Source organism: Mesorhizobium sp. M0598, assembly GCF_040320865.1.
GTDB lineage: Bacteria > Pseudomonadota > Alphaproteobacteria > Rhizobiales > Rhizobiaceae > Mesorhizobium.
Genome location: NZ_JAMYQL010000071.1, coordinates 1 through 10,157 on the forward strand (window position 1 = coordinate 1; position 10,157 = coordinate 10,157).

At 60.8% G+C, this 10,157-nt stretch carries 10 protein-coding genes and 1 pseudogene; 6 read left to right on the forward strand and 5 right to left on the reverse strand.

Features of this window, described 5'->3' with window-relative positions:
* Positions 1–350 precede the first annotated feature (350 nt).
* The 4 genes from NKI59_RS34215 to NKI59_RS34230 all read left to right on the forward strand — a co-directional run bounded on the left by NKI59_RS34215 (position 351) and on the right by NKI59_RS34230 (position 5,363).
* Entirely contained in the window at positions 351–860 is a 510-nt protein-coding gene (locus NKI59_RS34215; protein WP_352625184.1) for a ferritin-like domain-containing protein, read from the forward strand.
* 1,023 nt (positions 861–1,883) lie between these two features.
* Positions 1,884–2,144, forward strand: a complete 261-nt coding sequence (locus tag NKI59_RS34220) for a hypothetical protein (RefSeq protein WP_352592414.1) — start codon at positions 1,884–1,886, stop codon at positions 2,142–2,144.
* A 1,284-nt stretch (positions 2,145–3,428) separates the two neighbouring features.
* Complete coding sequence (locus NKI59_RS34225) at positions 3,429–4,367, forward strand: NAD(P)/FAD-dependent oxidoreductase (protein ID WP_352625183.1); 939 nt, start codon at positions 3,429–3,431, stop codon at positions 4,365–4,367.
* Between the two features lie 501 nt (positions 4,368–4,868).
* Positions 4,869–5,363 (forward strand): YciE/YciF ferroxidase family protein, encoded by a 495-nt coding sequence (locus NKI59_RS34230; RefSeq protein ID WP_352708950.1) that lies wholly within the window; start codon positions 4,869–4,871, stop codon positions 5,361–5,363.
* 38 nt (positions 5,364–5,401) lie between these two features.
* Here NKI59_RS34230 and NKI59_RS34235 read toward each other — a convergent pair whose 3' ends face one another.
* Positions 5,402–5,737 (reverse strand): hypothetical protein, encoded by a 336-nt coding sequence (locus NKI59_RS34235; RefSeq protein ID WP_352708952.1) that lies wholly within the window; start codon positions 5,735–5,737, stop codon positions 5,402–5,404.
* Between NKI59_RS34235 and NKI59_RS34240 the strand changes: the two are divergent.
* Positions 5,646–6,439, forward strand: a pseudogene (locus NKI59_RS34240) (hypothetical protein). The gene NKI59_RS34235 and the pseudogene NKI59_RS34240 sit on opposite strands and share 92 nt — an antisense overlap.
* 146 nt (positions 6,440–6,585) lie before the next feature.
* On the forward strand, positions 6,586–7,743 hold the full coding sequence (locus tag NKI59_RS34245) for an extracellular catalytic domain type 1 short-chain-length polyhydroxyalkanoate depolymerase (protein ID WP_352592420.1): 1,158 nt from the start codon (positions 6,586–6,588) through the stop codon (positions 7,741–7,743).
* A 334-nt stretch (positions 7,744–8,077) separates the two neighbouring features.
* Here NKI59_RS34245 and NKI59_RS34250 read toward each other — a convergent pair whose 3' ends face one another.
* The 4 genes from NKI59_RS34250 to NKI59_RS34265 all read right to left on the reverse strand — a co-directional run.
* Positions 8,078–8,443 carry a low affinity iron permease family protein gene (locus NKI59_RS34250; protein WP_352592422.1) on the reverse strand — a complete coding sequence of 122 codons (366 nt, stop codon included), beginning with the start codon at positions 8,441–8,443 and terminating at the stop codon, positions 8,078–8,080.
* Between the two features lie 173 nt (positions 8,444–8,616).
* Positions 8,617–9,084, reverse strand: coding sequence for a hypothetical protein (locus tag NKI59_RS34255; RefSeq protein ID WP_352625177.1), 468 nt, complete (start codon positions 9,082–9,084; stop codon positions 8,617–8,619).
* 241 nt (positions 9,085–9,325) lie between these two features.
* On the reverse strand, positions 9,326–9,493 hold the full coding sequence (locus NKI59_RS34260) for a hypothetical protein (RefSeq protein WP_352708946.1): 168 nt from the start codon (positions 9,491–9,493) through the stop codon (positions 9,326–9,328).
* A 30-nt stretch (positions 9,494–9,523) separates the two neighbouring features.
* Positions 9,524–10,157: IS4 family transposase (locus tag NKI59_RS34265; protein ID WP_352708948.1), on the reverse strand; the 634-nt coding region annotated here is incomplete at its 5' end.

Here is a 10,157-nt window from a genome sequence, read left to right on the forward strand (position 1 = left end):
GAATATCATCGCGTCTCCCCATCAAAAACTTGACGCCGGCACCGCGGTGCTCAGGTCCTCATGGCCGCCGGATACACGTCTGCGGTCTTCACCGGATGGGTACGACGGCCTGGCCCTCTCGAGCACATCTTCGATGCCGAGGTCCTTCCCCTTTTGAAGGCGGCGCCAGGCATCCCTGCTGTCGCCATCTACGAAGGAATACTACGGCGGCAGTGCCGAGCAGGCAGGGATGTTACTCCGCGCGCGCCGGACCTGAGAGCCGTCTCATCGGACCTCTCTAATCCGACCAGACGAAGTGGGAACAATGTCACCGTTCGGCAGTTCTTCTCCGTCCACTAAGGAGATTTGAAATGTCAGAGGCGCGAGAATGGCTTGCCCAATGGCTTAGAGATGCTCATGCCATGGAAGAGCAGGCCGAAACGATGTTGAACGGGCAGTTGAGCCGTATCGAGAATTATCCCGAGCTCAGCGACCGAATCCGACTGCACCTTGATGAAACGAGGCAGCAGGCTGCTCGGTTGAAAATCTGCCTCGACCGAATGGATGAGGGTTCATCCACGATGAAGGATGCTGGCGGCAAGCTGACGGCGATGGCGCAATCGTTGAGCGGCATCTTCGCCGGCGACGAGGTGATGAAGGGATCACTCGCGAGTTACACTTTCGAGCACATGGAAATCGCCTCCTACACGATCCTGATTGCCGCCGCTGAATCGCTGGGCGAAAGCGAGGTCGCGCGGGCTTGCGACGAGAACTTGCGAGAGGAGGTCGCGATGGCGGAATGGTTGAAGGACCATCTTCCCTCGACAACCGAGCAGTTCCTCGCGAGGGCCGAAACGGAAAGCGATAGCGCGAAGCGCTGATGAGCTTGCAGGGTACGCGCCGCTTCTGAATCCTTCCGAGGAACCCTGATGCGCCCGTCGGCCGAGATATTCATCTGGCACTCGGTTGCCGAGAAAACATCGCCGCCGCCGCAGCGCCGTCTTGGCGCCGGCTTGGGACCCCGGCGATGATGGCGCCCGGAACACACAGCTTCAGATCCTCGAAGCGCATGCCCCTGACTCAACTATGGCGCGGGGAATAGCTTGGCGACGTGGTGGCGGTTGCCACGACCGCAGAAGCCCCTGATCGCGGGAAGGAAGCTCGCTGTCAGCCGGCGTCCGCGATTTGGAGGTGGCGAAACGAGATGCTCCATGGCGAACTGCAGTGAGCAAGTAAAGGCTTGCCTAATGACGTCGTGATTGCATCGTCTGAGGCTGCCAAGTCTGACCCGGCGTGCGAGCTCACTATCCAGACACCGCGCCACGCCATGCAGGTCAAAGCATACCGTCCATTCGTCTCCAAAACTTCCCTGTAACCCCGGGACAGCCACCAAAGATGTGGGAACATCGGGATAGATCCGACTTACGGGTCCGCACCTTAACTGATCGAGGGCGCTGCCAAGTGTAGGTAGATAGCACGGCTGTGCCCATCGGCGCTAACCCGAAGGGGCACCGGGGCCTTCGGGGGAGCGAGTTATCCGATCCCCAGACAGCATTCCCAGGGAACAACTCTGGCCCTCGGATGGTTCGGTCCTCGCATGCAGGCTCGTCGATGGTTGAGGTCGACAAAAGGAAACAGAAGGTTATCGCCGACCTTGTACGACGGTGGATCAGGGCAGAAGCCATCCGCAACTACCTTCGCAAGGCGCTAAATCTTCCGGTAGAACAGGAGCTACCGGATCACCACAGGTCATTGCTCGACCAAATCGATCGGGCCGACAAAGAGTGAGTACGTGTTGGTCGTGAACTCACCAAATAAAGTCCAGGACGTTTTGTCAAAAGCGTACGTGGCCAGACACATCGCCCCCATCGGCTTATAGTTACTTTTCCGAACGGGAGGCTGTCATGCTACCATTGCCCCACGCCGGCGAGTCAGAAGTACTTGCCGAGATCAATAAATTGCTAGACCATCACGCCGGGGCAACGCCGGTGCCGGTTCACAAACTCGCGGCGATTATCCGGCTGCGCCTAAAGAGCCATCTCTCCGTCGCGACTATCGAGGGGCTGATCGTAGACGAGGCCGGATGTCGCCAATTGCCTATGCTCTTTGAAATGCCGGGAACAGATGCGACTGTCGTTTCATCTGCTCTGGGCCGCGCGCCTTGAAGGTTAGGCGATCTGGCATTGGGCAGTAGGAGAGGGAGCCCGCCGCCTCGGAGGGATTGGCGACGGACCCCGGCAGTGGCTGCACCGAGACGGATCGACCGCTGCGAGTCTTTAACCGGCGAGGGCCTGCATTGTTCCCCCAATGCGTGTGGCGCTAGCATCGAGCATGCAATCGACGATCGCCTGAAAGCCGGGCTCCATCGCCTCCTGGCAATCGATCTCGCGGTCGGCATATTCGCGCTGTCGTCTTGGCGCTGCAGGCTGGACGCGAAGAGAAATGATGCGGCCCCTCTAGAGGCTCATCGCTGCCGACAAATGACGCAGAGGGACCACGCCGAGGTCGCGGCGCAGCTCGCCATCGCGCGCGCCATCCCATGCGGCGGTCGGCCTTGACGTCGGGCGGGTAGGCGCCAGATGGCGCCGAATGAAGCGCATCCGAACCAACAATATCGCCACGGGGTACAAGGGCGAGACGCATGACGGCCCCGCCGACGACGAGTCCAAACATTTCATTTACTGCCCGGTTTGCGGGCAGACATTCGACGCGCGCGACCTGGGACAGGTGTTTCACCATGCAGAGCCTGTGCACCATCCAGTTCCAGTGGAACAGTAGAACTCTCCAGCAAGGCTGCTCGGGACGCGCGGCCATTGCGTACGGGACTGGGCACCGTTGGATCGAACATGGCGACCCCGCTCGACGTCGCGGCTCAAGGCTGCCAGGGGGTAGTGAGGAGCGACCCGAGGAATTTTCGTCGATCTCCGCAGGGAAACCCATTCGCCGCTCACGTTCAACGACTCTGTCTTGGAACGACACCGCGATTTCATACCGAGCGGCGACACCGGTGAGCCGTCCTGGTAGGAGGCCCGGCCCCGTCGTGCCAGAGCCTGTGGGGAGTGAAGCGACCCTGGCCCCGAGACATGGGGATGCCGGCTTGCCGATCAAGCGGGCATACTCTGCCTCCGGCTGCCCATACGACCCGTTTGCCCAGGAGATGAGGGCAGCTCGGTCGCGGACGATGACCTCGCCACGATTTGACCTGATGAGGCCGCGGCCTTCCGGCATTTGAAGTGCCACGGCGTTATGCAAGCTTCCGCTGGAAAGAACCATGCAAGGTGAGCGCAGCACCGCCCTGATCGCGTGAAGCTGGTCATCGAGCACAGGGCTGCGAGTTAGCCGACGAGCGTGGCTGTTTCTATGTAACCAAACCACCTGCGCCGCGTTTCGTTCAACGCGATCGCGACACTTCGGTCACGGCGCAAAATTCGGCAGGTCAGGAGGCCATCGTGGTGGCGCGAAGTTCGCCGAGTCGTAGTGAATTATGGGACTGTCTCATCATCGGCGGCGGCCCGGCCGGCCTGTTGGCCGCAACGTATCTGGGACGTTTTCTGCGTCGCGTGATTGTCATCGACTCTGGCGAAAGCCGGGCGAAGTGGATTCCCGAAAGTCACAATTGTCCGGGTTTCCCAGATGGCATTTCTGGCGTCGATCTTCTCACGCGCATGAGGGAGCAAGCCGTGCGGTATGGCGCGGAGCTGGTCGACGATATGGTGCTAGACGTCTGCCTTGACGGGACAGACTTCCTTGTCGCCGCGAGCTCTCGTATTCGAGCTCGCTCGGTGCTTGTGGCCACCGGAATCGTCGACACACTGCCAGATATTTCGGAAATCGCGGCTATGATCGAAGCCGGTTCCCTGCGGCTATGCCCAATTTGCGACGCATATGAGCTTATCGGCAAGCGGGTGGCCGTGTTCGGTCCGGCCGACGATGCGATGAAGAAAGCGCTGTTCCTGCGAACGTACACCCAAGACGTCACCATGCTGGTGACCAGTGCGGTCACGGCATTGGACTACGACGCTGGCGCATTGCTAAGAAGGGCTGAAGTCAAAGTAGAGGCATGCATGCCCGGCTCGCTGCACTCCAAAGGTGGAGCCAGTGTCAGGCTCATCAACGGGGATGTGCGCGTCTTCGACACCATCTACCCCGCGATGGGCTGCACCATACGCTCGAAACTGGCTATCGACCTGGGTGCGAAATGTGATGAGGTCGGCAACGTGGTCGTCGACTCGCATCAGCGAACCGCCATTGCTGGCCTCTATGCCGCTGGCGACATCGTCAACGAGATCAACCAGCTCGCGGTCGCATTCGGGCACGCCGCGGTCGCTGCAACCGACATTCACAACTACCTGTGCGAAAGCGACGGCGAGCGCCCACCGCGCGGTTGACCCGCAGGCATCACAGCTGGTCGTTGTTCCTTGGTCTCTCCAGCGCGCCAATTCGAAAAACGACCGGACGTCTATTTCGCCGTGGGCATTGTTGGCCGCCTGGAGCAACCGGATCGGAGGCCAGGCGGCGTCACGATTGGCGGGAGACATCGTTCTCGTCGCCAGAGAATTCTTTTGGGGTGGAAGGGCTGATCTCGCCGCCGGCGACTTTGGCGAGCAGCATCCCCAAGGTCAGGCGCGCTCGTTCATGGCTGCGCCGGCAAAAATATTCTCAAGAAGCTCGATAATAGAGACGCCAAGTATCAGAGCATCATGCGATCCCTCGATAGCGAAATGGCTGGCGGAGCGGGAAGTGAATTGAACCAGGGGGTGACCCACGAACTTAGAGTGACGTGCAGCGACACGTCTCAAGGAACCTTTCCGGCGTTGCGCGCTTGTTGAGCATGCGTTTCACAACCCCGTGAACGACAACGAAATGCTGGAACCAAAAGGAAATCCGCCCTGGCGAAAGAAAAGACATTGGACGATCTCTTCCTCGATACGCTCAAGATATCTTACGCGGAAAAGAAGATCCTGAAGGCGCTTCCCAAGATGGCGCGCGCCGCATCATCGGCCGATCTGAAGGCAGCCTTCGAGAAGCACAAGGACGAAACCGAAGGTCATGTCGTGCGCCTGCAGCAGGTTTTCGAGCTCCTTGGCAAGCGGGCACAGGGCAAGACGTGTCCCGCGATCGACGGCATCATCGAGGAGGGCGAGGAGATTATGGAGGAGTTCAAGGGAACTCCCGCACTGGACGCCGGTCTGATCTCCGCTGCCCAGGCCGTCGAGCACTACGAGATCACCCGCTATGGCACGCTGAAGCGCTGGGCCGAGGTCTTGGGCATGAGCGACGCAGCCAAACTGCTCGACCAGACGCTCGCGGAGGAATCCATGACGGACGAGGCATTGACGGGTCTCGCGGATGCTTCCGCCAACGAAATGGCCAAGGCCGCCTGATCACACACCAGCCACCCCAACATGTTGGGTTGGCTGTTTTACTTCCAGCATCCGTTCTTTCGATAGGAGACAATCATGGGTCGAGGCATTCTACTCTGGCTGCTCGGAGTTCCTATTCCGATCATTAACCTTCTCGCGGTGTTCATGCGGTAGGAGGAATTCATGGCATCAACCATCCTGGCGACGGACGTCGCCGCGCCGGTCGAGTCCTCGTCATCCGCAGTCAACTGGGGACCGATCATCGCCCGCGCCTTCGCTGCCTCGAGCCTGACGTTCATCCTGATGCTTCTCGGGTCCGGCCTCGTGTCTCCATGGTCCAACGAGAGCGCCAGCGTGACGACCTTTGCCATGTCCACCGCGATCTGGCTGGTCATCGTTCAATGGCTGTCATCGGGTCTGGGCGGCTATCTGACCGGGCGCCTTCGCACCAAATGGGTCGGCGTTCACAGCGATGATACCTTCTTCCGGGATACCCACACGGCTTTATGGCTTGGGCACTCGCCACGCTGCTGGTTGTGTTCGTGCTCGGCTCGACCCTGTCCGCGGCAATCGGCACCGGCGTTCAGGCGGCCTCGACAGTGGCCTCGGGAGTAGCAATGGGTGCCTCGGCAGGCGCGACCGCAAACGCCGGGAACGACGGAGGCAGCGACGCGACGTCCTATTTCGTCGATGCGCTGTTCCGCCCGACCGATCTTTCCACGCTGGCGGCGCCGGCCGCGGAGGGCGATGCGACAGCAGCCGCACAAGCTTCCCGCATCCTCATTACGAGTGCGGCGGCCGGCGAAGTCTCGGCCGACGACAAGACTTATCTAGGCCAACTCGTGGCCGCTCGCACTGGCCTGTCGCAAGCGGATGCTACTGCCCGGGTTGATGCGGTGCTTGCTCAGGTCGAGGCGGCCAAAGTCCGAGCACAGGAAGCAGCCGACACAGCTAAAAAAGCCGGCGCCACCTTCGCGCTGGTTGGCGCGCTTTCTCTCATCATCGGTGCTTTCATCGCCAGCGCAGCGGCTGCGTTAGGCGGCAAGCAGCGCGACGACGAAGAAGACGCGCTCTATCTCACAGCTAGTCGAGGCTGAAGACGTCTACTCCCGGCCGGCCCAGATGGTCGGCCGGACTCCATCTCCCCGCGCTCTCTTGTTCTTGTGCGTGCAGCAACGATATTGCTGCAAGCGCGTTGCACAGATTGCCGTCCATTCCGGGCGTCAGAACAGGGACGGCCCCATTGCGAAAAATCTCCGATACGATCGCCCACCTGGCCGCGCTGCAGGCGCGACATGCCGCACATCCCGCCGACCTCGGTGCGTCAGACCATCTCCGGACGCTGGCCGAGTTCGGTACCAATCCCGGCGGGCTGGGAGCGAAGTTCTACATTCCCAATGACCTATCCAAGGGCGCCACGCTCGTCGTCGTGCTGCATGGCTGCACACAGAACGCGGCCGGCTATAACCATCATTCCGGCTGGTCCCAACTCGCCGACGAGGCTGGCTTTGCGCTGCTCTTTCCCGAACAGCAACGCGGCAACAATCCGAACCTCTGTTTCAACTGGTTCCAGCATGGCGACACCAAGCGTGGTTCGGGAGAGGCGCTTTCGGTTCGCCAGATGATCGAGACGATGGTCGTCACCCACGGTCTCGACCGAAAGCGCATCTTCATCACGGGCCTTTCGGCCGGAGGCGCAATGGCGGCGGCCATGCTGGCTACCTATCCGGAAGTGTTTGCCGGCGGTGCGATCATTGCCGGTCTGCCCTACGGCAGCGCAGCGACCATCCCGGAGGCCTTCGATCGCATGCGCGGCCACGGCGGTCCTTCGGAACAGGATCTGCAACGGGCCCTCCGCGGCGCATCGGATCATCGGGGACCGTGGCCGAGGATTTCGATTTGGCACGGTGCCGCTGACCACACGGTTTCGCCTTCCAACGCGGAAGCGATCGCAGGCCAATGGCGGGGAGCCCACCGGCTTGAAAAAGTGACGCGTCAGGAAGCTGCCGGCCCGCACGCAAAGCAGGTCTGGCGTGACGGCGCGGGAGAGGCCTTGATCGAAATCAACATGATCGCCGGGATGGGCCACGGCACGCCGGTCGGCGACGGCGTCGGCGCTCCAGGACCTTATATGCTTGATGTCGGCATCGCCTCCACACGGGAGATCGCGCAGTTCTGGGGCATCGCGGCAACGGAGGAAAGCGCCTCCCGGAAATCGAGGCCGCAAGTCCCCGCCAGCCAACGGCCACCCCAGTCACCGGCGCCAGCTATGGAAAATGCGAAGACGAAGCCCCGACAGTCGACTGCCATCCATCAGTTCCCGCGTCACCCGGAATCGGGCCAACCCGGCGTGAAGAAGATCATCGAGGATGCCCTGCGGGCAGCGGGCCTGATGCGCTAGGCGGGCGGCGCAAATCGCTCGCCGACTGTCTCGCCGGCCCGCGAAGGTCAAGCGGGTCCGACCAAGCAAGGGAACGCGTTGTTCTTTGGAATCGTTGACCGCTTTTCAGCAAGCAGTCGCATGCACCTCGTCCAGATCCTGCTTCCCCATCGACTACCGAGCGGCTGCCTTCGGCCGGGTCTTTATCAAGACGGTTTTTCCTAGACATGGCACTTTCTCCGTTGAGAAATCGCCAACTCGGCATGAGGAGCAAAGTCCCTCGATTGGGCGGCTTTCCGCTTCTGCCCTTCCCGCTGGCGATACCGTGCCCCAGTCGGACTAAGCCGCCGGGCGCTCAGGCGGGCAGAGGCCCGTCTTCCTCTGCTTTTCGATCGGCCTCCGCCGCTTCCATTTCAAGCCGCGCCAAATGGGCCTGGATCTCCTCGGGCTCGGCGTGCTCTAGCCCGACGACATTGTTCCTCGTTTCCTGCAGTGCAACGATGATCTCATCAAGTTTTGCATGAATAGCAGCGGTGTCGCGATAACCCTGGATCAGGACGACACCGGTAATCACAATCGCAGCTACTGAAAGCGCGTAGGTGACTACGTTTGTTAGCCCGAAAGGAACCATCGCCGTGCAAGCAACCATCGCGGCGATCATCAAATAGAAGCCAGGCGGCCGGGACAGAAAGTCGGCAACCGCAAAGAGAAATCGGTTCATGCGAATCCCCAGCAAACAATCTATGACGATTGGGGCGGGATTTTACATTTTCGTCAATGCTCCGGGGGCTATGAGCCGGACGGGCTTGAATGATACCGGCTGACGATCAGTCTTCGAAGCAACGGCGAAAAGCGCCATGACGGGTTTGAGATGGATGGACTCTTTAACGGTTCTCAGCAACCTTCCGCCCCCAGGGATCGCACCATACGCGCCACAATCGGATCGTACGGGATTTTTTCATCGCTGCTGTAATTTATGGTAAAGAGCGCGGCACGGTCGTTGCAGACCGCAATGGCGCGGACATATCGGATATGTTCGTTCTTGATCCCCGAGTAGCTGGCCCATCTCGGCGTGACGCGCCTATAGGTCAGTTTCCAGCCCCGCTTTTCATCCTCGACCATGCGGTGCTCGATCTCTGCGCGAAAACTGTGCTTGCCGAGCCTTGCGCCCCACACGGTAAGAAGGGCATCGTTTTCGCCCCGAAATTCCGCGCCCTGGTCCGAACGCTGCGTCAGGACAAAGCCAGGGGGAACATCGAATATGAAGCCAAACTGCCTGACGCCGAAGAGCTGCCACGCGTGCGCTTGGAGAAGCGTGCTGCAAAATAAAACCGAAACGAGGCTCAACAGAAAACGTGCCATTGGCATTAAATTAGCGTCGCGTCATATACCGTCCAGACCGGACAAGATTGGCGACAAAGAAAAAGTCGCAGACGACTTGCCGCTGATGTCAGCCTCGTGCACGACTGAAACCCGGGAGACCACCCTTGAAATTCTTAAGGGTTGATCACTTGGGACGACACTTCAAGCCGGGCTCCTATCAAGCACGGCGGCGGGAGATGTTGGCATAGCGCCGGGGGCGGACTGGCAGGTCTCGGGGACGTTATGCACTTCGATCCAGGCGGTCGATCTCATCGGGCGTTCGCCCCCGCCGCTCGCGATAGCGTGGCAGCGACCATCCCTTCTGCAACGCCATGCCGCGCACGAGCAGCCCGGCAATGAGACCTGCCCCGAGCACGACCTCGCGACTTAAGCCGATATTCGTGAGCACAACAAATCCCCAGCAAGCGTGCTAGGCGATTCACACATTTCGAAGCGCCCATCCATGGGCGATGGACAGGAAGTGCTGCAATCCGTGTCGGAAGGTGATGGGTCCTGGGGCTTTGGACTTTGGATAGCCGTCCCAGCCGCCGAGTTTGGCGATAATCCAGGCGGCCCAAGCGAGGGATTGGGGGGCGTGGGGATTCTTCTGCAGGGCGGTTTTTCCCTCTAGTGTGGGCAGCAGGGCTTGAAGCGTGTCGATTTCGGCGTGGGTGAAGGCGATGGCGGCGTGTTGTGCGGATCGGCCGTCGCGGGCCTGGACGAGTTGCATGACGACACAGGCGGCTCGCGCGGCGATGGCGGTCAGTTTGACGAGCCGTTCGGCGGTCTCCAGTTGGCTGTCTTCCAGCTGAAGCCCCTGCTGTTTGAGGGTGCGGAAGAACTGCTCGATGGTCCAGCGCATGCGATACCAATCGACCATCCGCCAGGCCATGGCCGCGTCCTCGACGAGATGGGTGGTAAGCAGTCGCCACAGGATCGGCTCGGCGCCCTGCGGCGGGTCGATCTCGGTTACCTGCACCAAGCTCACGCTCACCGTCTTGGGCAGGCCCTCTTCAATCGTGTTGTCGGGGCGCACGACCTCGACCTGGGCAAAGCTCGCCACCAGCCGGGCC

Bases quoted from the DNA above. Each gene is read 5' to 3' on its own strand.
- NKI59_RS34215 (WP_352625184.1), top strand. From the start codon at position 351: ATGTCAGAGGCGCGAGAATGGCTTGCCCAATGGCTTAGAGATGCTCAT.
- NKI59_RS34220 (WP_352592414.1), top strand. From the start codon at position 1,884: ATGCTACCATTGCCCCACGCCGGCGAGTCAGAAGTACTTGCCGAGATC.
- NKI59_RS34235 (WP_352708952.1), bottom strand. From the start codon at position 5,737: ATGACCAGCCAGATCGCGGTGGACATGGCAAAGGTCGTCACGCTGGCG.
- NKI59_RS34250 (WP_352592422.1), bottom strand. From the start codon at position 8,443: ATGAACCGATTTCTCTTTGCGGTTGCCGACTTTCTGTCCCGGCCGCCT.
- NKI59_RS34255 (WP_352625177.1), bottom strand. From the start codon at position 9,084: ATGGCACGTTTTCTGTTGAGCCTCGTTTCGGTTTTATTTTGCAGCACG.